19 protein-coding genes are annotated in these 24523 nt (G+C 73.1%); 12 read left to right on the top strand and 7 right to left on the bottom strand.

All coding sequences use genetic code 11. The features are described from left to right. Nucleotides 1–121 precede the first annotated feature (121 nt). Nucleotides 122–808, top strand: a complete 687-nt coding sequence (gene rpe / locus ACFYYR_RS31160; protein WP_388861100.1) for a ribulose-phosphate 3-epimerase — start codon at nucleotides 122–124, stop codon at nucleotides 806–808. Nucleotides 809–956: 148 nt separating this feature from the next. Continuing rightward, nucleotides 957–1943: a sugar-binding transcriptional regulator gene (locus ACFYYR_RS31155; RefSeq protein WP_388861133.1), complete on the top strand. Its 987-nt coding sequence runs from the start codon at nucleotides 957–959 to the stop codon at nucleotides 1941–1943. A 311-nt stretch (nucleotides 1944–2254) separates the two neighbouring features. On the opposite strand, the gene ACFYYR_RS31150 is transcribed toward ACFYYR_RS31155, so the two are convergent. The 5 genes from ACFYYR_RS31150 to putP form a co-directional block, all read right to left on the bottom strand. After that, nucleotides 2255–2494, bottom strand: coding sequence for a hypothetical protein (locus tag ACFYYR_RS31150; RefSeq protein WP_388861097.1), 240 nt, complete (start codon nucleotides 2492–2494; stop codon nucleotides 2255–2257). Continuing rightward, nucleotides 2491–3003: a hypothetical protein gene (locus ACFYYR_RS31145; RefSeq protein WP_388861094.1), complete on the bottom strand. Its 513-nt coding sequence runs from the start codon at nucleotides 3001–3003 to the stop codon at nucleotides 2491–2493. Before ACFYYR_RS31145 ends, ACFYYR_RS31150 begins: the two co-directional genes overlap by 4 nt. A 43-nt stretch (nucleotides 3004–3046) precedes the next feature. Continuing rightward, nucleotides 3047–4600, bottom strand: a complete 1554-nt coding sequence (locus tag ACFYYR_RS31140) for a sensor histidine kinase (RefSeq protein ID WP_388861091.1) — start codon at nucleotides 4598–4600, stop codon at nucleotides 3047–3049. Then, nucleotides 4597–5319 carry a response regulator transcription factor gene (locus tag ACFYYR_RS31135; RefSeq protein ID WP_388861088.1) on the bottom strand — a complete coding sequence of 241 codons (723 nt, stop codon included), beginning with the start codon at nucleotides 5317–5319 and terminating at the stop codon, nucleotides 4597–4599. The genes ACFYYR_RS31140 and ACFYYR_RS31135 overlap by 4 nt, the downstream gene beginning before the upstream one ends. A 295-nt stretch (nucleotides 5320–5614) precedes the next feature. Then, nucleotides 5615–7162, bottom strand: a complete 1548-nt coding sequence (gene putP / locus ACFYYR_RS31130; protein ID WP_388861084.1) for a sodium/proline symporter PutP — start codon at nucleotides 7160–7162, stop codon at nucleotides 5615–5617. A 378-nt stretch (nucleotides 7163–7540) separates the two neighbouring features. Between putP and ACFYYR_RS31125 the strand changes: the two genes are divergently transcribed. Continuing rightward, nucleotides 7541–8980 carry a GuaB1 family IMP dehydrogenase-related protein gene (locus tag ACFYYR_RS31125; protein WP_388861080.1) on the top strand — a complete coding sequence of 480 codons (1440 nt, stop codon included), beginning with the start codon at nucleotides 7541–7543 and terminating at the stop codon, nucleotides 8978–8980. A 226-nt stretch (nucleotides 8981–9206) separates the two neighbouring features. Here ACFYYR_RS31125 and ACFYYR_RS31120 read toward each other — a convergent pair whose 3' ends face one another. Both ACFYYR_RS31120 and ACFYYR_RS31115 read right to left on the bottom strand, forming a co-directional pair. Beyond that, nucleotides 9207–11456: a HelD family protein gene (locus tag ACFYYR_RS31120; RefSeq protein ID WP_388861130.1), complete on the bottom strand. Its 2250-nt coding sequence runs from the start codon at nucleotides 11454–11456 to the stop codon at nucleotides 9207–9209. A 420-nt stretch (nucleotides 11457–11876) separates the two neighbouring features. Then, on the bottom strand, nucleotides 11877–12902 hold the full coding sequence (locus tag ACFYYR_RS31115) for an SGNH/GDSL hydrolase family protein (protein ID WP_388861077.1): 1026 nt from the start codon (nucleotides 12900–12902) through the stop codon (nucleotides 11877–11879). A 198-nt stretch (nucleotides 12903–13100) separates the two neighbouring features. Here ACFYYR_RS31115 and ACFYYR_RS31110 point away from each other — a divergent pair, with 198 nt between their 5' ends. The 9 genes from ACFYYR_RS31110 to ACFYYR_RS31070 all read left to right on the top strand — a co-directional run bounded on the left by ACFYYR_RS31110 (nucleotide 13101) and on the right by ACFYYR_RS31070 (nucleotide 24407). Next, entirely contained in the window at nucleotides 13101–13898 is a 798-nt protein-coding gene (locus ACFYYR_RS31110) for a phytanoyl-CoA dioxygenase family protein (protein WP_388861074.1), read from the top strand. 542 nt (nucleotides 13899–14440) lie between these two features. Continuing rightward, nucleotides 14441–15913 (top strand): amino acid permease, encoded by a 1473-nt coding sequence (locus ACFYYR_RS31105; RefSeq protein WP_388861071.1) that lies wholly within the window; start codon nucleotides 14441–14443, stop codon nucleotides 15911–15913. A 10-nt stretch (nucleotides 15914–15923) separates the two neighbouring features. Next, complete coding sequence (locus ACFYYR_RS31100) at nucleotides 15924–16379, top strand: Lrp/AsnC family transcriptional regulator (RefSeq protein ID WP_351514878.1); 456 nt, start codon at nucleotides 15924–15926, stop codon at nucleotides 16377–16379. Nucleotides 16380–16499: 120 nt separating this feature from the next. Further along, nucleotides 16500–17876, top strand: coding sequence for a rhodanese-like domain-containing protein (locus tag ACFYYR_RS31095; RefSeq protein ID WP_388861067.1), 1377 nt, complete (start codon nucleotides 16500–16502; stop codon nucleotides 17874–17876). Between the two features lie 414 nt (nucleotides 17877–18290). Further along, a complete protein-coding gene (locus ACFYYR_RS31090; RefSeq protein ID WP_388861064.1) occupies nucleotides 18291–20885 on the top strand; it encodes a nitrate- and nitrite sensing domain-containing protein in 2595 nt (864 codons plus the stop codon). Then, nucleotides 20882–21313: a roadblock/LC7 domain-containing protein gene (locus ACFYYR_RS31085; RefSeq protein ID WP_388861061.1), complete on the top strand. Its 432-nt coding sequence runs from the start codon at nucleotides 20882–20884 to the stop codon at nucleotides 21311–21313. Before ACFYYR_RS31090 ends, ACFYYR_RS31085 begins: the two co-directional genes overlap by 4 nt. Further along, nucleotides 21310–21696: a DUF742 domain-containing protein gene (locus ACFYYR_RS31080; protein WP_388861058.1), complete on the top strand. Its 387-nt coding sequence runs from the start codon at nucleotides 21310–21312 to the stop codon at nucleotides 21694–21696. The genes ACFYYR_RS31085 and ACFYYR_RS31080 overlap by 4 nt, the downstream gene beginning before the upstream one ends. Before the next feature lie 143 nt (nucleotides 21697–21839). After that, a complete protein-coding gene (locus ACFYYR_RS31075) occupies nucleotides 21840–22640 on the top strand; it encodes a carbon-nitrogen hydrolase family protein (RefSeq protein WP_388861055.1) in 801 nt (266 codons plus the stop codon). A gap of 60 nt (nucleotides 22641–22700) precedes the next feature. Beyond that, nucleotides 22701–24407, top strand: coding sequence for a flavin monoamine oxidase family protein (locus tag ACFYYR_RS31070; protein WP_388861052.1), 1707 nt, complete (start codon nucleotides 22701–22703; stop codon nucleotides 24405–24407). Nucleotides 24408–24523 lie beyond the last annotated feature (116 nt).

Here is a 24523-nt window from a genome sequence, read left to right as displayed (position 1 = left end):
CATCGCCGGCGGGCGTCCGTCCGGAGCGCCGCGATCGATCCCGAGGCGGTTCGGCCCGGTGGACCCGGAATGCCGTCCATTCCGGTCAACCGACAGCCGTCGGCCATGGCAGGCTTGTGCCATGGCCGTTCAGATCAACCCCAGTATCCTCTCCGCCGACTTTTCGCGCCTGGCGGAGGAGGCGAAGGCCGTCGACGGTGCCGACTGGCTCCACGTCGACGTCATGGACAACCACTTCGTGCCCAATCTGACGCTCGGCGCCCCCATCGTCGAGTCGCTGGCCCGGTCGACCGACATCCCGCTGGACTGCCACCTCATGATCGAGGAGCCGGACCGCTGGGCGCCCCAGTACGTCGAGGCCGGGGCGGGGTCCGTCACCTTCCACGCCGAGACCGCCGCCGCGCCGGTACGGCTGGCGCGGGAGATCCGGGCCAAGGGGGCACGCGCCTCGATGGCGCTCAAGCCGGCCACCCCGATAGAGCCGTACGAGGATCTGCTCCCCGAGCTGGATATGCTGCTGATCATGACGGTCGAGCCCGGCTTCGGTGGTCAGGCGTTCCTCGACATCATGCTGCCGAAGATCCGCCGCACCCGGGAACTCATCGCCAAGCACGGGCTGGAGCTGTGGCTGCAGGTCGACGGCGGTGTCTCGGCGGCCACCATCGAGCGGTGCGCGGAGGCCGGCGCGGATGTCTTCGTCGCCGGGTCCGCCGTCTACGGCACGGACGACCCGGCCGCCGCCGTACGCTCTCTGCGGGCACAGGCGGAGGAGACCACCGCCGCGGCCGCGTGGGCGTGCAACCACTGAGCGTCCGCTCGGTGAACGCGGGGGGCAAGGGCTGATCGACAACCGCGGCTTCTGACAGGATGAGCAGGAAAGCTCCCGGCACTGGCCGGGAGCGGAGAACAGTGAGGCTAAGGAGATAGCGGTGTCGACGGGCCGGTCAGCCATGCGGATGGGACCCGCGGAGCTGGTGCAGGCGGCGGCCATGGCCCGCCGCTTCTACCTCGAGGGCAAGTCCAAGATCCAGATTGCCGAGGAGTTCGGCGTCAGCCGCTTCAAGGTGGCCCGGGTCCTGGAAACCGCGTTGGAACGCGACCTCGTGCGCATCGAGATCCGGGTGCCCGCGGAACTGGACGCCGAGCGCTCCGACGCGCTCCGCGCCCGCTACGGTCTGCGGCACGCGGTCGTCGTCGAGTCGCCGGCGGATGCCTCGGCCGACGCCGCGGACCCGGAGAACCTCGGCGAGGTCGCCGCCGACCTGCTCGGCGAGCTGGTGACCGAGGGCGACGTCCTCGGCCTCGCCTGGGGCCGTTCCACGATCCACATGGCCGCGGCGCTGAACCGGCTGCCGCCCTGCACGGTCGTCCAGCTCACCGGGGTCTACGACGCGGGCACCGCCGAACGCGGATCGGTCGAGGCCGTCCGCCGCGCCGCGGCCGTCTCCGGCGGCGAGGCGCACCCCATCTACGCGCCGATGCTGCTGCCGGACCCGGCCACAGCCGCCGCACTCCGCGGCCAGACCGGGATCGCCCGCGCCTTCGAGTACTTCGACAAGGTCACCGTCGCCTGCGTCTCCATCGGCTCCTGGGACCCGGGCATCTCCACGGTCTACGACATGCTCAGCGAGGACGAGCGGGAGCACTACGCCTCGCTCGGCGCCGCCGCCGAGATGTCCGCCCACCTCTTCGACTCCGAGGGCCGCCGCATCGGGCGCGACCTGGGGGAGCGCTGCATCACCGTGGAGGCCGACCGGCTGCGCCGCATCCCGGAGGTCGTGGCCATCGCGGGCGGGCAGCGCAAGGCGGCCGCGATCGGCGCCGTCCTGCGTTCCGGGCTGGTCACCAGCCTGGTCACGGACACGGCGGCCGCGGACTTCCTGCTGACCGAGACCGGCCCGGGACCGCGGTCGGCGCTCGACCGGGGCGACCCGGACGACTGAGAACTCTCCCTGCCGGGGATCTGTCGGGAGCGCCGGTGCCGGAATCCGGTTCGTCCGGAGTCCGTTCCGGCGGGGTGCTGAGGCCTGCTGCACCGGCCTTCGGCCTCTCGGCCGGGACGCGTGATGCCGATCATCGCCGACGGGGCGAGCTTCGGGGGCAGTCCACGCCGCAGCGGGAGCGACGAAACGGGTTCGGCGAAGGGATCGCCGAACCCGTGCTTCGTGGAGCTGCGGGATCAGCATGGTCGCTCGGGACAACCGGCGGACCGGCCGGTGCCGGAATCATTCCGGAACCGGCCGGGCCCCTGTGATCACTTGTCGTTCTCGGTGTCGGATTCCGCTGCCTTCGCGGCGGACTCGGCCCGGTCCACGAGCTGGGTGAGCCTGTCCAGTTCGGAGGCGGACGGGGCCGGAGCCGTGGCCGACGGGGTGCTCCGGGAGGAAGTGCCGGCCCTCTCGGCGTCGTCCTGACCGCCCGTCGCGCCGCCGCAGCCAGTGGCCAGCGCGGTGCACAGCACGGCCGCGGTGGTGAGGCGCAGCCGGCCCGTCATGCCCCGGAGCCCTTGCTCCGCGCGGCGCACCACTTCTCGACCTCGGCGAGGTCCTTCTGCCGCTTCTCCAGGGTTTGGACGAGGGACTTGCGGAACGTGAGCTTGTGGTTGAGGAAGGTGGCGATCTCGGTGTTGTCCGCCTTCTTGGCCTTCTCGGCCCGCGCAGTGAGCCGGGCGACCGAGCCGCGGACCTCGGGGCCGCCCTTCAGCCGCCGCAGAACCCGCTCGATCCGCTGCTCGATCCGGGGAGCCCGTTTGCACAGTCGGCGGGCGCCGTTCCGCTTCTTCCCGTGTGCCTGCTGGCCGCGGTGCTTCTTGCCCTGGCCCTGCTGCCTGTGACCCGTCTCCGGCCCGGCGCCCTTCCCCCGGCCGTCCTGGGCCGGTGCGGAGGAGGAGGCCGACGAGGGGGCGGAGCCCGGAGTGCTGCCGTCCGCGATGGCGATGCCCACCGGTCCGAGCAGGGCGGCTGTGGCGCCGAGAGCCACGACGACGCTCTTTCCACGTTGCATGGTGTCTTCCTTCCGTAGGGCCGGGGCCTGTCGAAGAAGGAAGCTAGGCGGGCTCCTTGTGGAAACTCTGTGGCCCGGACTCCCCCTGCTCCGCGGGCAGTCCGGGCCGGGAGAGCCAGTCCCGGCGCAGCAGCAGGGTGGCCGTCGTGTCCCCGTCGTCCCCGCCCGGCCCCGGCATCGTCGGAAGACGGACCTCGATGCGGGCACCCGGCAGTCCGTCCGGCCGGTCCGTCACCGTGACGGTGCCGTGGTGCAGGGCGATCTGCTGCGCGACCAGAGTCAGCCCGAGGCCAGAACCGGGGCTCTCCGGTCGGCGGCGGAACCGTTGGAAGACCTCCTCACGCAGCTCCGGGGGGATGCCCGGCCCCCGGTCGTCCACGGTGAGCACCGCGGCCGGGGTCCCGTCCGGTGACCGTCCGGGGCCCAGGGCCACGTCGATGCGGGCCGGTTCGCCGTCCCGGGTTCCGTGCACCCGCCCGTTGGCCAGCAGGTTGTCGACCACCGAGCGCAGCCCCTGTTCCCAGCCGTGCACCTGCAGCCCCGGGGTGCCGGCCACCGACACCTCGGTTCCGGGGTGGCTGCGGCGCAGACCGGCGGCCGCAGCCTCCACCACCTCGGCGAGGTCCACGGGGCCGAAGTCCTCCGCCTCGACAAGGTCACCGTGCGTCAGCGCCCTGAGCATCACCAACAGCCGCAGCAGCCGCTCGTGTTCCAGCCCGAGGTCGGACAGCACATCGGCTCGGTCGGCGCCCGCCAGATCGGGGTGCTCGGTGAGGATGTCCAGATTGGTCCGCATGCTCATGAGGGGCGTGCGCAGTTCGTGCGCGGCGGCCGCCGCGAACGAACGGGCCGTCTCCAGAGCCTCCGCGGTGCGCGCGGCCTGCTGGTCGTAGCGGGCCAGTACGGTGCGGAGCGTGCCGGCCAGGTCATCGACCTCGGTGATCCCGGTCCGCCGGTGGTCCAGCCGAGCGGCGCTGGTGCGGGGGTCGAGGCCGTTCGTACGGTGCTGCAGGCGACGCAGCGGCCGCGCCGCACCCGAGGCCGCGGCCCAGGCCAGCGCCGCCCCGAGCGGGGCGGCCAGTAGCGCCACGGTCAGCACCCGGCGCCGCACGAGTGCCAGTTCGGCCCGGCTCGTGGTTTCGGGGGAGAACAGCCACAGCGTGCCACGGGCGGCGGGCCTGCCGCGCGATGCCGACGCCGGTACCGACACCGGGATGGAGACGGCCCGCCACCGCTCGCCGTTCCCGCGTACGGTGACCGGCCGTCCGGCTGTCTCCGGGAGCGGTGCGGACGTATCGGGCTGGGGACCGGCGAGCACGGTGCCCTCGGGGCCGGTGAGCCGGATGCCCACATCCAGTGCGGAGCCCAGAAGTCGCCGCTCGCGCTTCTGTTCCACGGCCTCGGGCCGCTGGGCCGCGGTGGCGCGCAGCAGCGCCAGGGCGTCCGGGGTCACGGCCGTTGCGCTGCGCCGCAGCCGTGCGTCCTGCTCAGCGCGCAGGTCGGCCGAGACGAGCTGGAGCAGCAGCCAGCCCGAGGCGAGTACCAGCACGGGCACGGTGATGCCCACCGCGAGGGCGATCCTCGTGGCGAGCCTCATGACGCGCGTCCGCCCGGCGTCGGGGCGTCCTGGCCCTCCCGCAGGACGAAGCCGACGCCGCGCACCGTGTGCAGCATCCGGGGCCGCCCGTCCGCCTCCAGCTTGCGCCGCAGATAGCTGACGAACGTGTCGACGGCGTCCGTCCGCACCTCGAAGTCGTAGCCCCAGACCCGGTCCAGCAACTGGTCACGGGTGAGGACGAGCCCGGCGTTGCGGGCCAGCACCGCCAGCAGCTCGAACTCGCGCCGGGTGAGCCGGAGCGGCGTGCCGTCCAGCAGCGCCTCGTGCGCTTCCGGGCGGATCTCCAGCGCGCCCACCCGTACCCGGTCGGTGGCAGCCGGGGGACGGCGCCGCAGCAGGGCGTGCAGCCGCAGGACCAGCTCCTGCAGGGCGAAGGGCTTGACGAGGTAGTCGTCGCCGCCGGCCTGCAGTCCCGCGACCCGGTCGGAGACCTCGTCGAGGGCCGAGAGCATCAGCACGGGTATGTCGTTGCCGTCCGCGCGCAGCGCGCGGCACACCTCGATCCCACTCAGGTCCGGCATCGAGATGTCCAGGACCACCACGTCGGGGACATCCGCGCGCAGCTCGGCGAGTGCGGCGTGCCCGCCGTCCGCCAGGCTCACGGCGAAGCCGTTGAGCCGCAGCCCGCGCTCCAGGGAACGCCGGATGGCCGCGTCGTCATCGATCACCAGCACCTGGCCGCCACTTGCGGTCCTCATGGGCACACCACCTCCGGCGGCGCATCGTACGTGCCGGGCTTCAGGCCGGGTGGCGGTGCGGCGGAGCTGCAGTCGGACTTCCGGTGGTGTGACCGGCCGGCCGGACAGCGCTCGCGCCCGGCCGGGTCGGTGGCCGCCCGCGCCGTTCCGCGGCCGTCGGGGCCTGTGCGGCATGCGGTCGTGCCGTCGTCACTGTTGCCGTCGTTCGTCATCCCGGTCCTGGTCCCGACCCGAAGCGGGGGCCGGGGTGCGGCTGCCCGGCACATGCTCTCGCCGTGCGCGCGGCGGCCGGGAACTACCGCTGGAACACGCTCGGACCGGCCTCGGTGGCCTGGGGGTCGTTCTGTATGTCCATCGGGCCCGACCAGTCTCGCAGCGGGGGCCGGCCGACGAACCGGCCGAAGAACAGCGCGGCGGCCGTGGCGGCGAGCACCCCGGGCACCATCTCGTAGATGCCGGTCCGCAACGGGCCCAGCAGCGGGTCGATCTGCTTCCACAGCACGACGGTGAGCGCGCCCGTCACGATGCCCGCCATCGCCCCGGCCCGGGTCATCCGGGGCCAGTACAGCGACAGCAGGATCACCGGGCCGAAGGCCGAGCCGAAGCCCGCCCAGGCGTACGCGACGATGTCGAGCACGGCGCCGCCGCTGAGGGCGATGGCGTAGGCGACGACGGCCACGACCACCACCGTGGCCCGGCCCACCAGCAGCAGCGACGCCTCGGAGGCCCGCCGGTTGAAGAACGCCCGGTAGAAGTCCTCGGTGAGCGTGGTCGCGGAGACCAGCAGCTGGCTGTCCGCGGTGGACTTGATCGCGGCGAGCACCGCCACCAGCAGCAGGCCCGCGATCCACGGGTTGACCAGCTGGGCGGTGAGCGCAATGAAGATCGTCTCGGGGTTGTCCAGCGGCTCGTCCAGCGCCGCGATGCCCACCAGCCCGACCAGTGACGCGCCGGCCAGCGTGACGACCACCCAGGTCACCCCGATGCGCCGGGCCCGCGGGATGTCCCGGGTGCTGCGGATGCTCATGAAGCGGACCAGGATGTGGGGCTGCCCGAAGTAGCCGAGCCCCCAGGCCAGCAGCGAGATCACGGCGACCGCGCCGAGCGGTTGGCCGGACGTCCACAGGCCGTCCTCGAAGCCCGCCTTGGCACTCATGTCCAGCAGGGACGGGCTCCGGCCGGCCACCGCGTCACGGACGGCGTCGTAGCCGCCGAGCGCACCGATGGCGATCACCGGCAGGGCGATCGCCGCCAGGCACATCCAGGTGGCCTGCACCGAGTGCGTGACACTCACCGCCCGGAAGCCGCCGAGGAAGGTGTAGGCCACGATCACCACGGCGAAGGTGGTGAGCGCGACTTCGAAACCGCCGCCGAAGATCTCCTCGAACAGCACGCCCCCGGCGAGCAGTCCGCTCGCCACATAGACGGTGAAGAACACCACCACGACGGTCGCCGAGAGGAGACGCAGCATCCGGCTGCCGTCCTCGAACCGCTCCTCCAGATACGCCGACAGGGTCACCGAGTCGGCGGCCCGTTCGGTGTAGGTGCGCAGCCGCGGGGCGACGAGCCGCCAGTTGAGATAGGTGCCGAGGGCCAGGCCGACGGCGATCCAGGTGGCACCGACGCCCGTCGCGTACACGGCCCCGGGCAGCCCCAGGAACAGCCAGCCGGACATGTCGCTGGCCCCCGCGGAGAGAGCGGCCACCGGTGCGGGCAGGCGGCGCCCGCCGAGAGCGAACTCGGAGAAACTGCTCGTCTCCTGGTACGTCCAGATGCCCACCATGACCATGGCGAGGAGGAAGATTCCAAAGGTGAGCATGACCGGTATGGTCAGAGATGTCATCCGGGTTCTCCGTCGTACGGGCGCCGCCGTGTGGATGGATCGGGTTCTCCGGGTGGAGATCTCGCGGACAGTAGAGGCTTCATGGGGCCCGGACAAGAGTTCTGGCCAGTAGCCCGGCGTCCGTGACCGGACCGGGACCCGAGGCCGGAACGGAGCCCTCCGCGGCCCTCCGCCGGACGCTGCAATTGGCGGAAGCCACAGGACCCGGCGAGCGGGCGAGCGGCGCCGCTGGGGGAAGGTACAGAGAACGGTGCGGATGTTCGCCTCGGCCGGGTGCCATCAGCGATGATGGTCGAGGAGCCGCAGCCCGGTCCGCTCCGGATACGGTCCTGACTCCCCACCGGCCAAGCACGTAACATCGCAGGTGAGAGAGTTAGCATGCGTTTCCTCAATGATCAGAAGCCGCCGTACGACCTGACGTACGACGACGTCTTCATGGTGCCGAGCCGCTCCTCCGTGGGGTCCCGCCAGGCCGTGGACCTGTCCGCGCCCGACGGCACCGGGACCACCATTCCGCTCGTGGTCGCCAACATGACCGCGATCGCCGGCCGCCGGATGGCCGAGACCGTCGCCCGGCGCGGCGGGCTCGTGGTGATCCCGCAGGACATCCCGCTCGATGTCGTCACCGACGTCATCGGCTGGGTCAAGCAGCGCCATCACGTGCTGGACACCCCGATCGTGCTCGCTCCGACCGCGACCGTCGCCGACGGCCTGGCCCTGCTCCCCAAGCGGGCGCACGGCGCGGGCGTCGTCGTCGAGGACGGCCGGCCCGTCGGCGTGGTGACCGAGTCGGACCTCACCGGCGTCGACCGCTTCACCCAGCTGTCCGAGGTCATGTCCCGGGAACTGCTGGTACTCGACGCGGACATCGACCCGCGCGAGGCGTTCAACCGTCTCGATGCCGCGCACCGCAAGCTCGCGCCCGCCGTCGACCGGGACGGCCGGCTCGTCGGCATCCTCACCCGCAAGGGCGCGCTCCGGGCCACCCTGTACACCCCGGCCACGGACGCCGACGGCAAGCTGCGGATCGCCGCCGCGGTCGGCGTGAACGGCGATGTCGCCGGGCGTGCCAAGGCGCTGCTCGAGGCCGGGGTGGACACGCTCGTCGTCGACACCGCCCACGGCCACCAGGAGTCGATGATCGCCGCGCTGAAGGCGGTGCGCGGCCTCGACCCGCAGGTGCCGGTCGTGGCGGGCAACGTCGTGGCCGCCGAGGGCGTCCGCGACCTGGTCGCGGCCGGCGCGGACATCGTCAAGGTCGGGGTCGGACCGGGCGCCATGTGCACCACCCGGATGATGACCGGCGTCGGCCGGCCGCAGTTCTCCGCCGTGCTGGAGTGCGCCGCCGAGGCGCGGCGGCTCGGCAAGCACGTCTGGGCGGACGGCGGGGTCCGGCACCCGAGGGACGTCGCGATGGCGCTGGCCGCGGGCGCGTCCAACGTGATGGTCGGTTCCTGGTTCGCCGGGACCTACGAGTCGCCCGGCGACCTCCAGCACACCGCCGACGGCCGCCCGTACAAGGAGAGCTTCGGCATGGCCTCCGCGCGCGCCGTCCGGAACCGCACCAGCGAGGAGTCCTCCTACGACCGGGCGCGCAAGGGCCTGTTCGAGGAGGGCATCTCGACGTCCCGGATGTTCCTGGACCCGGCGCGTCCCGGGGTCGAGGACCTCATCGACTCGATCATCGCCGGCGTCCGCAGCTCCTGCACCTACGCGGGCGCGGACTCGCTGGAGGAGTTCCACGAGCGCGCCGTCGTGGGCGTCCAGAGCGCTGCGGGCTACGCCGAGGGCAAGCCGCTGCACGCCAGCTGGAGCTGACACTCCGTTCCGCTGCCCGAAGGGCGGGTGGCCTGCCGACCGGCAGGCCACCCGCCCTTCGGGCGTCCGTGGGCGGTGTGTCCGGTCCTCCCGCCGCGGGCCGCCGGGCCGGGCGGGGAGGAGACAGCCCCGCCCGACCCGGCGGCACTGCTGCCGGTCGCCGGTCGCCGGCCCGGGACGACGGCCGGTCGTGGCGGAACGTCAGCGCTGGATCGGCAGGGGCGGATCAGTGGACGGCGGCGCCGGTGTCCACCGGACGGTCCGGGGCCGGCAGCCCCGTCATGCCCGGTGGCAGCGCCGCCGTGTGCACGACGCCCAGCCGCTGGGTCGCCCGGGTGAGCGCGACGTACAGGTCGTTCACCCCGAACTCGGCCGGCTCCGCCACGATCACCGTGTCGAACTCCAGCCCCTTGGCCTGCCGCGGGTCGAGCAGGACGACCGGGCTGGTCAGATCGGGCACCGGGCCCGACGACGCGTCCGGCAGGGCGGCCGCCAGCGCGGCGATCCGGTCCGCCGGTGCGATCACGGCGGTCCGTCCCTCGGCGCGGCGCTCCCGCGCCACGGCCTCGGCGGCCGCGCGCGGCAGGTCCTCCGCGTGCACCGCCCAGGGGCGGGCGTCCGTGGACCGGATGGAGCGCGGCGGCTCGAAGGACGGGTCCGCCGCCCGGGCCACCTCGGCCGCGACCTCCATGACCCGGGCGGGCGTACGGTAGTTGACGCCCAGCCGGACGTGCTCCCAGCGGTCACCCACATACGGTGCGAGGATCGCCTCCCAGGACCCGCAGCCACCGGGCTCCGCGGTCTGCGCCGGGTCGCCGACCAGCGTCATCGAACGGGTCGGGCAGCGCCGCATCAGCAGCCGCCACATCATCGCGGACAGCTCCTGTGCCTCGTCGACGATGATGTGGCCGAACGCCCAGGTCCGGTCGGCGGCGGCGCGCTCGGCGGCGCTGCGGTGGTCGGCCTCCTCGTGGCGCTCGGCGAGCCGCTCCGCGTCGACCAGGTCGTGCGCGGCCAGCACCTCCGAGTCCTCGTCGTCGCGGTCCTCGAACTCCTGGGTGCGGGAGCCGTACGACAGGTCGAGCACCCCCTGGGCGTACGCGATCCGCTCCTGCCGCTCCGCCTCGGCCAGCGCCCGCGCCGCGGAGTCGTCCTCGCCCAGCAGCTCCGCCGCCTCGTCGAGCAGCGGGACGTCCGCCGGGGTCCAGGCGCCGCCCGTGCGGCGGATCGCGTCCGCGTCGGCCTCCGGGAGGTGGACCGGATCGGCGAGGAAGTCCGCGACCAGCTGCTGCGGGGTGATCATGGGCCACAGCTCGGCGATGGCGGCCCGGACGCCGGCGCTCGCGGCGATCGCCTTGCCCAGCTGGGCGATGTCGTCCGGACCGAGGAGGTTGGGACCGCCGAAGGGGTCGGCGCCGATCCGCTCGGTCAGCTGCGCCGTCAGTGCGTCGATGACGCGGAACGCGAAGTGCGGGCGGGCGAGATTGTGCGGCAGCCGGGTCGCACGCGCCGCCTCCCGTGCCCGGGACACCAGTTCGGCGTCGAGCCGGAGTTCGCCGTCGTCGTGCTCGATCACGATCTCCGGGTCGGGGAGCAGCTGCCGGTCCGCGACGAAGCGCGCCAGCGCGTCGGCCATCGCGGTGCCGCCCTTCACCGCGGCGGCCCCGGGGGAGTCGGTCCCGGTCGCGGTCACCCCGGGGAACAGCTCACCCGGCGTGGCCATCAGGACGCCCGTCTCGCCGAGCGAGGGCAGCACGGCCGCGATGTAGCCCAGGAACGTCGGGTTGGGGCCGACGACCAGCACGGCGCGCCGGGCCAGCAGCTCCCGGTGCGCGTACAGCAGGAAGGCGGCGCGGTGCAGCGCGACCGCGGTCTTCCCGGTGCCGGGGCCGCCCTCGACGACGAGGGCGCCGTGGTGCGGGGCCCGGATGATCCGGTCCTGCTCGGCCTGGATGGTCTGCACGATGTCCTGCATCCGGCCGGTGCGCGCCGCGCCCAGGGCCGCGAACAGCACGGCGTCGTCGTCGCCCTCGTGTCCGGTGCGCTCGGGGTCGGCGAGGTCCAGGATCTCGTCGTGCAGACCGGTGACCCGCCGCCCTTCGGTGGTGATGTGACGGCGGCGGCGCAGCCCCATCGGGGTGTGCCCGGTGGCGAGGTAGAACGGGCGCGCCACGTCGGCCCGCCAGTCGAGGACGAGCGGGGTGCGGTCCGCGTCGTCGCGCCGGATGCCGATCCGGCCGATGTGGTGGTCCGGGCCGTCACGGAAGGCGAGCCGGCCGAAGCAGAGCCCGTGCTCACCGGAGTTGAAGGCGGCCAGCAGCCCGGACTGCTCGGCCACCAGCACATCGCGCTCGATCCGCGCCTGGAACGTGCTGCCGGTCGGGGCCAGCGCTTCCCGCACCGCCGACTCGGCCCCGTCGCGCAGCTCGGCGAGGCGTTCATGAAGCAGATTCAGGAATTCCTGCTCGTCCTGCAATTCCGCGTTTGACAATTCAGCTCCCGCCCGGATATGATGACTTCATCAAGCTTTTCCATGTCCTTCTGTTCTGAGGGCATGGAATCCCTTAATATCGCAGAGAAAAGCCCCGGCCGTCAAATGCGGTCCGGGGCTTTTGTGGTGGTGGGTGCGGTGCACGGTTCCGCTGTGTCCGGTCGCCGCCAGGCCTTTCGTCCGCGGATTCCGGGATTCCGGGGTTCCGGGGTTCCGACGCCGGTGCATTCGGTGGTCCGCCCGATTTCCGGGGGGCCGGCGACCCGGTGCGCGACCGGCCGCCGGCTGCGGTGCGGAGCGGACGCCCCGGCACGTACTCCTCCGCCGGGTATCTGCGCGTCCTTTCCGCGCCCGTCCCTTCCATGCCGCGCCTTCCGTGCCGCGCCTTCCGTGGCGGACGAGGTATCACACCGGTGGTGCGAAGCCCGCGTTCCGCAGGGCGGTGACGACGGCCGCGGCGAGCCGCGCATGCCCGGCGTCGTTCGGATGCACCCCGTCCACCAGGTGGTCCGGTCCCAGCAGCGGGGCGCCCGGCAGGAGCGCCAGGTGCTTGTCGCCGGCCGCGACGCGTTCGCTCACCGCCGACTCCAGGGAGGCGCGGAGTTCGGACAGCGTGGCCCCGGCGTCGTTCGGCCGGTCCTCGGCCTCGGGGCGGAGCACCGGGGACACCACGAGCAGCGGGGTGTCCGGCCGGTGCTCGCGTACCAGCGCCAGGAAGAGCCGGGTCGTCTCGCGGAGCAGGTCCGGCGAGTGCGGGACGGCGGACCAGCAGTTGGTGCCGAAGGCCAGGGTCAGCACCTCGGCGGGCAGCGCCGCCAGCTGTTCGGCGCAGGCCAACTCGCCGCGGCCCGCGCCCGCGTAGCCGAGGTTGGTGTGGTCCAGCTCCAGGGCCTGGGCGGCCACCGCCGTCCAGGCCAGGGAGGGGCGGCTCGCGAACCAGCCCTCGGTGATCGAGTCGCCGTACACCGCCCAGCGGGGCCGCGGCGGCGCCGGGGCGACCGTTCCGGTGGCCGGGCCCGCGGACGGTCCGGCGGCCGGACGGACGCCGAGCAGCCGGGGGGAGAGGGACTCGGGCAGGTGGAGGGTGAAGGGGCCAGCGCCGCCGGGCAGCGGCACGCGCACGGTCGCGTCCGCGCAGGGACGGGCGGGGAACCGGACGAGCGCCTCGCCGGACCGATGGAGTTCGAAGGCCGGAGCCGGGTCGCGCAGCGCCTCCGCCGGGCCCGGTTCCCCTGCCGTGTACCGCACTTCCACGGCGGTCGCCCCGTCCGCCGTGAACTCCAGCCGGACGCCCGCCGGAATCTGCGCCCGCTCCCAGGTGTCCAGCGGCAGCCGCAGCCGGTCCTCGGGGTCGGCGCGCACCACCCGCCCCTCGTATCGCCAGGGGGCACCCCGGAGGAAGGGTTCCGGGTCGAGCCAGCCGTCGTGCATCGGTCACCGCCGTTCATCGGGTCGGAATGTCACCTCTACCCCGGAACGGCCGTCGGGCACCTGTGGCGCCGGCTCGGCTCCCGGTTCCGGTGCTGCGGTGAACTGCCCCCGGAATGCGGGATTTCCGGCTTCCCCGCGGATGGCGCCGGCCCCGGAAATTCAGTGGCCCGGGCCCCTCCCCGGTGGGACTCTGAGTCGATGGATGATGAATCGACCATCGACGATGCCGCTGTGTCCGCATTCGTGGAGCAGGGTTTTCTGCGGGTGGAGGGGGCGTTCTCCCGCGAGGTCGCCGCGGAGTGCCGGGAGATCATGTGGCGGGACATCGCCGGTGAGCCCGACGATCCGGCGACCTGGAAGGAGCCGGTCGTGCGGCTCGGCTTCTACGGGCAGGAGCCCTTCCGGACCGCCGCCGAATCGCCACGGCTCGGCACCGCCTGCGACACCCTCGCCGGAAAGGGGCGCTGGGCGCCGCGCGGTGTCCTCGGCACCTTCCCGGTGCGGTTCCGCAGCGACGACGAGCCGGGCGACGACGGCTGGCACATCGACGCCAGCTTTCCGGGGGACGACCCGGCCGACTACCTGGCGTACCGGGTGAACGTCTCGTCCAAGGGCCGCTGGCTGCTGATGCTGTTCCTCATGTCCGACGTGGGGGAGGACGACGCGCCCACCCGGATCCGCGTCGGCTCCCATCTGGATGTCGCCGCGCTCCTCGAACCCGCTGGTGAGGCCGGACTGCCGTTCATGGACCTCGCCCAGCGCGCGGTGCCCGCCACCGAACACCGGCCCGTCGCCCTGGCCACCGGCCGTGCCGGCGACGTCTACCTCTGCCACCCGTTCCTGGTGCACGCCGCCCAGGCGCACCGGGGCACCGAGCCGCGCTTCATGGCGCAGCCGCCGCTGGTTCCCCGGCCGGGGGAGGACCCGAGCATCGAACGGGCCGACGGGGACCACTCGCCGGTGGAAGCCGCGATCCGCCGGGGGCTCGGACGCTGACGCGGGGGCGGTGCGCAGCGCCGCGGGGCGCCGGCTCCGGCGGGTGCGCGGACCGGTTCCGCCCCGGCGCAGGCAGGTACGGGGACCGCTCCGGGCGCGGTGGCCCCGCCCCGCGTCCGGCCCGGTGGCCCGGCTGCCCGGTGCCCGGCCGCAAGCGGTCGGCAGACCGTCCGCCCCCGGAAGCGGAAGCTCCGGACGGCTTCGCGAAGAGGGCCGAAACCCGGGCGGAATCGCGCACTCCGGAGGTCTCGCGGCACTGTGTGACGGACCGGACGCGGAGCGGTCGAATTTGCTGATTCATGCGATGACCTGCAACGATTCTCCGTGCGTGCGACCTGGGCGCAACGATGGTGCATGAATGCGCAAGGTTCGTGCATTACGGGGCGGAGTACCCGCCTCATAGGGTCGTGCGCTGTACGTGGAGTGGCGGGGACCGCCTGCTCGGCGGTCTCCTCTCAGCTGCGGGCTCCTCTGCCGTGCCCGCACGGACCCGCCGCTGGGTCGCCGCCGCCTGACCGGCAGCGATGAAGGAGCCACCCCAAGTGTTGGACCACGGTTCAGCCCCAACCGCCGCGGACCGCGACCCGTCGCGGCCGGCGCCCGCAGGCTTCGGTGCCCGCCTCGTGCGACGCAAGCCCGTAGAACGTCTGGTGGCCGAGGGCGGCCAGGGCGAGGGCGGCTCGCTGCGGCGCTCGCTCGGCATGTGGCAGCTGACGATGATCAGCATCGGTGCCACCCTGGGCACCGGCATCTTCGTGGTTCTCGGCGAGGCCGTGCCGAAGGCCGGCCCCGCGGTCACCATCTCCTTCATCATCGCGGGGCTCACCGCGCTGTTCTCGGCGCTCTCCTACGCCGAGCTGGCGGGCACGATCCCGGTCTCCGGCTCCTCGTACTCCTACGCCTACGCCACCCTCGGCGAGCTCGTCGCCTGGGTCTGCGGCTGGTGCCTGATCCTCGAGTACGGGGTGTCCGTCGCGGCCGTGGCCGTCGGCTGGGGCGAGTACCTCAACGAACTGCTCAACGGGACGCTCGGCTTCACCATCCCGGACGCGCTCGCCGCCCCGCCCGGCGACGGCGGCATATTCAACCTGCCCGCGCTGCTCGTGGTGCTGCTCTCCATGGCGTTCCTGCTCGGCGGTGCCCGTGAGTCCGCCCGCGCCAACGCGATCATGGTCGCGGTGAAGATCGCCGCGCTGGTGCTCTTCTGCGCCGTGGCCTTCGCCGGCATCCGGGCCGGTAACTACACCCCCTTCATGCCGCTCGGCATGGCGGGCGTCAGCGCCGCGGGCGCCACGCTCTTCTTCTCCTACATCGGCTTCGACGCCGCCTCCACCGCCGGTGAGGAGGCCAAGGACCCCAAGCGCGACCTGCCGCGCGCGATCATGCTGTCGCTGATCATCGTCACCGCGCTGTACGTCCTGGTCGCCGCGGTCGCCGTCGGCGCCCGTCCGTGGAAGAAGTTCGAGGGCTCCGAGGCCGCCCTCGCCGGGATCATGAACGACGTCACCGGGCAGAGCTTCTGGGGCGTCCTGCTCGCCGCGGGCGCCGTCATCGCCATCGCCAGCGTCGTCCTGACCGTGCTCTACGGCCAGACCCGCATCCTGTTCGCGATGTCCCGGGACGGCCTGGTGCCGAAGGTGTTCTCCAAGGTCAACCCGCGGAGCGGCAACCCGCGCGCGAACACCGTGATCGTCTCGCTGTTCTGCGGCGTGCTCGCCGCCGCCATCCCGCTCGGCCAGCTGGCCGACGCCACCAGCATCGGCACCCTCTTCGCCTTCGCCCTGGTGAACATCGCGGTGATCGTGCTGCGCCGCACCCGGCCGGAGATGGACCGCACCTTCCGGGTGCCGCTGTCCCCGCTGCTGCCGCTGATCGGCTTCGGCTTCTGCGTGTACAACATGTTCAGCCTGGACTCCGTGACCTGGGCGGTCTTCGGAGCGTGGATGGCCGCCGGGCTTGTGTTCTACTTCGGATACGGCATGCGCCGTTCCCGATTGGCCACAGCAGAGAAGTGATCCACCCGCAGTGCGACTGAACGAACTCGACGAACGCATCGTCCACGCCCTCGCCGAGGACGCCCGCCGCAGCTACGCCGACATCGGCGCGGAGGTCGGCCTGTCCGCGCCCGCCGTCAAGCGGCGCGTGGACCGGCTGCGGGAGCAAGGAGCCATCACCGGCTTCACGGTGCGCGTCGACCCGGCCGCGCTCGGCTGGGAGACCGAGGGCTTCATCGAGATCTACTGCCGTCGGAACACCTCGCCCGAGTCGATCCACCGCGGCCTGTCGCGCTACCCGGAGGTGGCGTCCGCGTCGACCGTGACCGGTGACGCGGACGCCATCGTCCAGGTCTTCGCCTCCGACATGCGCCACTTCGAGCGGGTGCTGGAACGCATCGCCGGGGAGCCGTACGTGGAGCGGACCAAGTCGGTGCTCGTCCTCTCCCCGCTGCTGCGCCGCTACAGCTCGGGTTCGCCCGCCTGACCGGCCCCCGGCCGGCCCGGCCCCCGGAATCCTTCCCTCCCCGCGTACGCCGCCGTCCCACGGGATACCCGGCGGGTGTGGTGATCCGCCACGGGAATCCGCCGGGAAGGGGCCGCGTCCGTGTACTTCGTCGACACGCTGAGGACCGAGGGGCTGGGCAACCACAGCTATCTGGCGGGCGGGCACCGGACCGCCGTGGCGGTCGATCCACCGCGTGACATCGACCGGGTGATCGCCGCCGCCGCGCGCCGCGGGGTGCGGATCGGCTGGGTCGCCGAGACCCATGTGCACAACGACTACGTCACCGGCGGGCTGGAGCTCGCTCGCACGACGGGCGCCCGCTACCTGGTGCCCGCGGGGGCCGCGGTGGCGTACGCCCGGGAGCCGGTCGCCGACGGGGACACCGTCGCCGTCGACACGGGGCTGGAGCTGCGCGCGCTGGCGACCCCCGGCCACACGCCGCACCACACCGCGTACGTCCTCTCCGAGGACGGCCGGGCGGTGGCCGCGTTCACCGGCGGCTGTCTGCTCATCGGTGCCGTGGGCCGCACCGACCTGGTCGACCCCCGGCTGACCGAGCAGCTGGCCCGCGCGCAGCACGCCTCCGCGCACCGGCTCGCCGACGAACTGGCCGACGAGGTGCCCGTACTGCCGACCCACGGCTTCGGCAGCTTCTGCTCCTCCTCGCCGGTGACCGGCGACGAGACCACCATCGGTGCCGAACGCCGGCGCAACGCCGCGCTGCGGGAGGACGTGGACGGCTTCGTCACCGCCCTGCTGGCAGGCCTGGACGATGTGCCCGCCTACTACGCCCACATGGGCCCGGCCAACGCGGAAGGGCCTCCTCCGGTCGATCTGACACCGCCGCGGCCGGCCGACGCCGCCCTGATCGCGGACCGGCTGGCCGCCGGGGAGTGGGTGGTCGATCTGCGCAACCGGGTGGCGTTCGCCGACGGCCATGTCGCCGGCACGCTGAACTTCGAGGGCGACGGGCAGCTCGCCACCTATCTGGCCTGGCTGATCCCCTGGGGGAAGCCGGTCACCCTGCTCGCCGAGACGCCGGAGCAGATCGCCGGCGCCCAGCGCGAACTGGTCCGCGTCGGCATCGACCGACCCTCGGCGGCCGCCACCGGCGGGCCCGCCGACTGGCTGCGCGACGGCGAGGCGCCACGGTCCTTCCCCCACGCGGGCTTCGCCGATCTGGCCGCGCTCCGGGCGCGCGGGGCGCAGGACGTGGTGGTCCTCGATGTGCGCCGGGCGTCGGAGCGGGCCGAGGGACGGATCGACGGCGCGGTGCACATCCCCGTCCACGAACTCCACGGCCGCCTGGGCGAGGTGCCGCCGGGAACCGTCTGGGTGCACTGTGCGGGCGGCCTGCGCGCGGCGATCGCCGCCTCCCTGCTGGACGCGGCCGGACGGGACGTGGTCGCCGTCGACGACGGCTTCGACGCGGCGGGGGAGGCGGGCCTGCCGGTTCACCGGACGGCACGGTCCTGATCCGTCGTCCGGGCCTCACCCCCGTCTGTTCCGACGGGCTGCCCGCCCTTGCCTGCCCGGGCTTCCCGGGCCGCCGGATCGCTTCGTTCACCCCCGAGGGAGACCGTTCCGGCGCTCGAACCGGCGGCCCGGCACCCGCTTCGGATGCGGCCTCCCGATCGGGCCCGTCGTGAATGGGGCGAATGCCTACAGAGGTGACGGAGTGGCCCCTGGGGTCGCCGGGGCCGGAGTGACGTTCGTCATTTTGGCCGCCACCAGCGCATATTCCCTGCTCCCCGGCCGGATACGGTGCGGGTCCGGGCACGGTGACCCAGTGATCGCCGAGGCCCGGACCCCCTGCCTCCCGCACCCGTACCAGCCCCCGGGGAGATCATGCGCCGGCGTTCTGGCCAACCGACCATCCGCACGCGGATCGTGACCCTGACCCTGATCCCCACGGCCGCGCTGCTCGGTCTGTGGACGTTCGCCATGGTGACGATGACCGGGGACCTGCGGGCGCTGATCCGTCTGCAGGGGGTGTACGAGCAGTTCGGCACCCCGGTGGACACCGCGGTCGGCCAGATCCAGGTCGAACGGCGGCTGTCCGCCGAGTACCTGGGCGCGCGGAACGGCACCATGCGGATGGCCGATCTGACGAAGCAGCAGCGCCGCACCGACGAGGCCGTGCACGCCATGCGGGCCGCCGTGGGGCACCCGGAGCGGGTGGAGGGGCTCACCGAGCGCCAGCGCTCCTCCCTGAGCGCGATGGTGGACGCCGTGGAGGAGCTGCCCGCGCTCCGCGCGCGGGTGATCGACCGCAAGGTGAGCTGGGACCGCGCCGTCGACGGCTACACCGAGATGGTCGAGCCGACCTTCGCCGTCCAGTCCTCGCTGACCGCGCTCCAGGCCGGACACCTCGCCCGGGAGGCGCAGGTCGTCGTCGAGCTCGTCCGGGTGCGGGAGTTCGTCTCCCGGGAGGACGCCCTCGTGGCGGGGGCGAGGGCCGCCGGACGGTTCGACGCCCGGCAGTACCACGAGCTCACCGCCACCATCGAGGACCGGCGGGTGTTCCAGCGGACCTATGTCCCCGCCCTGCCGGAGGACTCCCGCGCGATGTTCGACGCGTTCGAGCGCAGCCGTTCCTACCGGTCCCTCACCGCCGCCGAGGACACCCTGCTGACGGTGGGCCGCGAGCGCGCCGGAAGGGCCGCCGCCGCCGCATCGTGGCGCACCACCACGGACCGCGCGGTCGACCGCTACATGCTGCTGTGCAGCGACGCCGCCCGGAACTCCGCGGCCCGCGGCCGGGGCTTCGCCGTCGAGGAGCTGCTCCGGGCCGGCGTCGCGGGCGGCGTCGGGCTGGCCGCGGTGGGCCTGTCCCTCTGGCTCTCGGTCCGCACCGGCCGCCGGATCGCCCGCCGCCTCGAGGACCTGCGGGACGCCGCCGACGTGCTGGCGACCCGTCAGCTCCCCGATGTGATGGCCCGGTTGAGCGCCGGTGAGGAGGTCGACGCCGCGGCCGCGGCCCCGCCGCTGTCCTACGGCGACGAGACGGCCGGCAGGGACGAGCTCGGCCAGCTCGGCAGCGCGCTGAACACCGCGCGCCGGGCCGCCGTGGAGGCGGCGGTCAAGCAGGCGAGTCTGCGCAAGGGCGTCTTCGCCGTGCTGCTGAACATCGCCCGGCGCAACCAGGCACTGGTGCACCGGCAGTTGAAGCTCGTCGATACCCTGGAGCGCCGGACCAACGACCCCGATGTGCTTCAGGAGCTCTTCCGTATCGACCATCTGACGACCCGGATGCGACGGCATGCCGAAGGCCTGATCATCCTCTCCGGTGCGGCCCCCGGCCGCCGGTGGCGCAAGCCGGTCCCGGTGGTCGATGTGGTCGGCGCGGCGGCCGGCGAGATCGAGGACTACGCGCGGGTGGTCGTGCCGCCCATGCCGGCGGTGGGCGTCGTCGCCGAGGCCGTGGCCGACGTCGTGCACCTGATCGCGGAACTCATCGAGAACGCCACGGTCTTCTCGCCGCCCCACACCCAGGTGACCATGCGGCTCGGGGACGCCCGGCACGGCGTCGTGCTGGAGATCGACGACCGGGGACTCGGCATGGACCTCGCCGAGCTGGAGGAGGCCAACCGCACCCTGGCGCGGGCCGGTGACTTCGACCCGGCGCAGGCCGAGCGGCTGGGGCTGTACGTGGTCGGCCGGCTCGCGGGCCGGCACGGGATCGGGGTCACCCTCTGCCGGTCCCCGTACGGTGGCACCACGGCCGTGGTGCTGCTGCCGCACACGATCCTCGCCGAGCTGCCCGCGGAGGGCCGGGGCGAGCAGCGGGGCGGCCGGAAGGACACGCCCGCGCAGGGGGCCCGGCCCGTGGCGGGGAACGCCTCGGAGGGCGACCGCACGCCGGGCGGCCCTGCCGCCCTGCCGAAGCAGGCCGACGGGGACGACCGCGCTGTGCCGGAGCCGGCCGACGGGGACGACCGGAGCGATGCGGCACCGGCCGCCGGGCCCGCCGCGGCCGCAGGCCCCGGCGCAGCCGCCGAGCCCGTAGCCGCCGGACCGGCATCCGCCGAGCCCGCACCGGACGCGCCCGCCCCTGCCGGGCCGGTGCCCGCCGAGCCGTCCGGAACGGACGGGCCCGGCGCCGCTCCGGCCGTTGAACACCACAGGCTTCCCCGGCGTATGAAGAGGCCGGAGCCCCTCCCGCAACGCGAGGCACCCGCCGCGGAGGCGTCCACGGACGCCGCCCGGACGACGACCGAGCGGACCGGGAGCGCGGGCTCCGGCAAACTGCCCACCCGGATCCGCCAGGCCAGCCTGGCACCCCAGCTGCGCACCGACACCCGGGCGCAGCCGGGGGGATCCCGGGGGGAGAGCACGACGGAAGGCCGGGGCGGAGAGGACAGCGGCGAAGAGGTCTCACCGGAGGAAATGGGCGCGATTTTCGGCGCCTTCCAGCGCGGACTCAGGCGGGGACGCGACAGTGAACCGCAGCAGCCGGACACCGACCACGGGAGCGAACAATGACAGGCGAGAAGCCGAACACCCCTGCCACGGCAGGTGAATTCGACTGGCTGCTCGACGATCTGGTGGCCCGCACCGACCATGTGCGCCAGGCCGTGCTGCTCTCCTCGGACGGGCTCGCCACCAGCTCCTCCGAGGGGATGCCCACCCAGGACATCGAGCACCTCGCCGCGGTCTGCTCCGGCTTCCACAGCCTCGCCAAGGGCGTGAGCGAACGGTTCGGGGCCGGATCGGTGCGGCAGACCATGGTCATGCTGGAGGACGCGTACCTCTTCGTCACCCAGGCCGGTGACAGCAGCTGCCTGGCGGTGCTCGCCGATGTGCAGACCGATGTGGGGCAGCTCGGGTACGAGATGTCGCTGCTCGTCAAGCGGGCCGGCCGCCACATGACCGCTCCCGCGCGCTCGGCGTCCGAGGCCGCCGGCAGATGACGGAATCCGACGACGGGGCGGCGCACTGGTACGAGGACGAGACCGGGCCCATGGTGCGCCCCTACACCGTGACCCATGGCCGGACCCGTCCCGACACCGACCGTCCCATCGACCTGATGGCACCGATCGCGGCCGTGGAGGGGGCCGAGCCGGAGCAGGCGCTCGACCATGCCCGGACCTCGCTGCTGGAGCTGATCCGGCGCGGTTCCCGCCCGCTCGCCGAGCTCGCCGCCGACGCCGACCTGCCCCTCACCGTCGTCCGGGTCCTGCTGGGCGACCTGGTCGACGCCGGGCTGGTCCGGATCGGCGCGGCCACCACCCCCGCCGAACAGCCCGACGCCGGGCTGCTCCGGGAGGTCGTCGCACGGCTGCGCGAGCTGTAGCACAACGATTCACCGCCAAGGCGCCCCCGCGCGCAATGGATCGTGCGGCAGTGGCAATGGACGTGCCTTGTCCGGCTGTGAACGCGGACCGTACCGTCGATGCGTCACCCCGACAGTCCCGCACGTCCCAGCGAAGAGGTTCCATGGCGCCGCTGCGCATCGCGCTGTTCCAAGGCCCCGGCGGCGTCCCGCACACCCGCGAGGACAGCCTGGCCGCGCTCTCCGACGCCGCCCGGCGGGCGGCCGGGGCCGGTGCCCGGCTGCTGGTCACCTCCGAGCTGTACCTCACCGGGTACGCCGTCGGCGACGCCCTGCCGGACCTCGCCGAGGAGGCCGACGGCCCCTCCGCCCGGCGCGTCGCGGAGATCGCCGCCGAGCACGGGGTGGCCATCGTCTACGGCTACCCTGAGCGCAGTGGCTCCGCCCTGCACAACGCGGCCCAGCTGGTCGGCGCCGACGGCACCCGCCTCGCGAACTACCGCAAGACCCACCTCTTCGGCGACTTCGAGACCGGATCCTTCGTCCCCGGCGACCGGGCGGTCGTCCAGGCGGACCTCGACGGCGTCCGTGTCGGCCTGCTGATCTGCTACGACGTCGAGTTCCCGGAGAACGTCCGGGCGCACGCCCTGGCCGGCACCGAGCTGCTGCTCGTCCCCACCGCGCTGATGCGCCCGTACGAGATCGTGGCGCAGACGGTGCTGCCCACCCGCGCCTGGGAGAGCCAGCTCTACATCGGGTACGCCAACCGCTGCGGCCCCGAGGGCGACTTCGACTTCGCCGGGCTGAGCTGCCTCGCCGCGCCCGACGGGACGGTCCGCGCCCGGGCCGGCGCCTGTGGTGACCTCGTCGTCGCCGACGTCGACCCCGAGCTCCTCAAGGCCTCCCGCGCGGAGAACACCTACCTCAGCGACCGCCGCCCCGAGCTGTACGGCTCGCTCGGCTGACCCGGTCCGCCCCCACCCCCGCCAGCACGTTCCCCCCCCCGCAGTAGGAGAGTCCCGCCGATGACGTCCACGGTGCCCACCGCCGTCCACGACGAGCAGCACGCCGAAGCCCAGGCCGAGCCCCCCATCACCATGTTCGGCCCGGACTTCCCGTACGCCTACGACGACTTCCTGGCCCACCCGGCCGGTCTCGGCTCCATACCGGCGACGGAGCACGGCGCGGAGGTCGCGGTCATCGGCGGCGGCCTGTCCGGCATCATCGCGGCCTACGAGCTGATGAAGATGGGCCTCAAGCCGGTCGTCTACGAGGCGGACCGGATCGGCGGGCGGCTGCGCACGGTCGGCTTCGAGGGCTGCGACGAGAACCTGACGGCCGAGATGGGCGCCATGCGCTTCCCGCCGTCCTCCACCGCCTTCCAGCACTACATCGACCTGGTGGGCCTGGAGACCAAGCCGTTCCCGAACCCGCTGGCCCCGGACACCCCGTCGACCGTCGTCGACCTCAAGGGCGAGTCCCACTACGCCACCTCGGTCGAGGAACTGCCCGAGGTGTACACCCAGGTGATGAACGCCTGGAACGCCTGCCTCGACGAGGGCGCCGACTTCTCGGACATGCAGCGGGCGCTGCGCGAGCGCGACGTCCCGCGGATCCGGGAGATCTGGGCCCGGTTGGTGGAGAAGCTGGACAACCAGACCTTCTACGGCTTCCTCTGCGAGTCGGAGGCCTTCAAGTCCTTCCGGCACCGGGAGATCTTCGGGCAGGTCGGCTTCGGCACCGGCGGCTGGGACACCGACTTCCCCAACTCCATCCTGGAGATCCTGCGCGTCGTCTACACCGGCGCCGACGACGACCACCGCGGCATCGTCGGCGGCAGCCAGCAGCTCCCGCTGCGGCTGTGGGAGCGTGAGCCGGAGAAGATCGTCCACTGGCCGTACGGCACCTCGCTGCAGTCGCTGCACGGCGGGGACCCGCGCCCCGCCGTGACCCGGCTGCACCGCACGTCGGGCAACCGGATCACCGTCACCGACGCCACCGGCGACATCCGCACCTACCGCGCGGCGATCTTCACCGCGCAGAGCTGGATGCTGCTGAGCAAGATCGACTGCGATGACTCGCTCTTCCCCATCGACCACTGGACGGCGGTGGAGCGCACCCACTACATGGAGTCCTCCAAGCTGTTCGTCCCGGTGGACCGGCCGTTCTGGCTGGACAAGGACGAGGACACCGGCCGCGACGTGATGAGCATGACGCTCACCGACCGCATGACCCGCGGCACCTACCTGCTGGACAACGGGCCGGACGAGCCCGCCGTCATCTGCCTCTCCTACACCTGGTGCGACGACAGCCTCAAGTGGCTGCCGCTGAACGCCAATGAGCGGATGGAGGTCATGCTCAAGTCGCTGTCGGAGATCTATCCGAAGGTCGACATCCGCAAGCACATCATCGGCAACCCGGTGACGGTGTCCTGGGAGAACGAGCCCTACTTCATGGGCGCCTTCAAGGCCAACCTGCCCGGCCACTACCGCTACCAGCGGCGGCTGTTCACCCACTTCATGCAGGACCGGCTGCCCGAGGACAAGCGGGGCATCTTCCTGGCGGGCGACGACATCTCCTGGACGGCCGGCTGGGCCGAGGGCGCGGTGCAGACGGCCCTCAACGCGGTCTGGGGCGTGATGCACCACTTCGGCGGGGAGACCGACGCCACCAACCCCGGCCCCGGCGACGTGTACGACGAGATCGCGCCCGTCGAGCTGCCGGAGGACTGACCGGCACCGGCGCCCGTGAACCCGGGCCGCCGCCGCGTGAACGGCGCGGCGGCGGCCCGTATCCATGCCCCGGGGCCGAGCGGGCACGGGGGCTCCGGGCAGCGGGACCGGGCGGG

Source organism: Streptomyces sp. NPDC001922, from assembly GCF_042891165.1.
GTDB lineage: Bacteria > Actinomycetota > Actinomycetes > Streptomycetales > Streptomycetaceae > Streptomyces.
The sequence above is the reverse complement of the archived record's forward strand: the minus strand, read 5'-3'. Positions and strand labels throughout refer to the sequence as shown.

Excerpts from the sequence above, each read along its gene's own strand:
- ACFYYR_RS31110 (WP_388861074.1), top strand. The coding sequence starts at position 13,101 with ATGGATGATGAATCGACCATCGACGATGCCGCTGTGTCCGCATTCGTG.
- ACFYYR_RS31070 (WP_388861052.1), top strand. The coding sequence starts at position 22,701 with ATGACGTCCACGGTGCCCACCGCCGTCCACGACGAGCAGCACGCCGAA.
- ACFYYR_RS31145 (WP_388861094.1), bottom strand. The coding sequence starts at position 3,003 with ATGCAACGTGGAAAGAGCGTCGTCGTGGCTCTCGGCGCCACAGCCGCC.
- ACFYYR_RS31080 (WP_388861058.1), top strand. The coding sequence starts at position 21,310 with ATGACGGAATCCGACGACGGGGCGGCGCACTGGTACGAGGACGAGACC.
- ACFYYR_RS31155 (WP_388861133.1), top strand. The coding sequence starts at position 957 with ATGGGACCCGCGGAGCTGGTGCAGGCGGCGGCCATGGCCCGCCGCTTC.
- ACFYYR_RS31125 (WP_388861080.1), top strand. The coding sequence starts at position 7,541 with ATGCGTTTCCTCAATGATCAGAAGCCGCCGTACGACCTGACGTACGAC.
- ACFYYR_RS31135 (WP_388861088.1), bottom strand. The coding sequence starts at position 5,319 with ATGAGGACCGCAAGTGGCGGCCAGGTGCTGGTGATCGATGACGACGCG.
- ACFYYR_RS31115 (WP_388861077.1), bottom strand. The coding sequence starts at position 12,902 with ATGCACGACGGCTGGCTCGACCCGGAACCCTTCCTCCGGGGTGCCCCC.
- ACFYYR_RS31085 (WP_388861061.1), top strand. The coding sequence starts at position 20,882 with ATGACAGGCGAGAAGCCGAACACCCCTGCCACGGCAGGTGAATTCGAC.
- rpe (WP_388861100.1), top strand. The coding sequence starts at position 122 with ATGGCCGTTCAGATCAACCCCAGTATCCTCTCCGCCGACTTTTCGCGC.
- ACFYYR_RS31075 (WP_388861055.1), top strand. The coding sequence starts at position 21,840 with ATGGCGCCGCTGCGCATCGCGCTGTTCCAAGGCCCCGGCGGCGTCCCG.
- ACFYYR_RS31140 (WP_388861091.1), bottom strand. The coding sequence starts at position 4,600 with ATGAGGCTCGCCACGAGGATCGCCCTCGCGGTGGGCATCACCGTGCCC.
- ACFYYR_RS31150 (WP_388861097.1), bottom strand. The coding sequence starts at position 2,494 with ATGACGGGCCGGCTGCGCCTCACCACCGCGGCCGTGCTGTGCACCGCG.
- putP (WP_388861084.1), bottom strand. The coding sequence starts at position 7,162 with ATGACATCTCTGACCATACCGGTCATGCTCACCTTTGGAATCTTCCTC.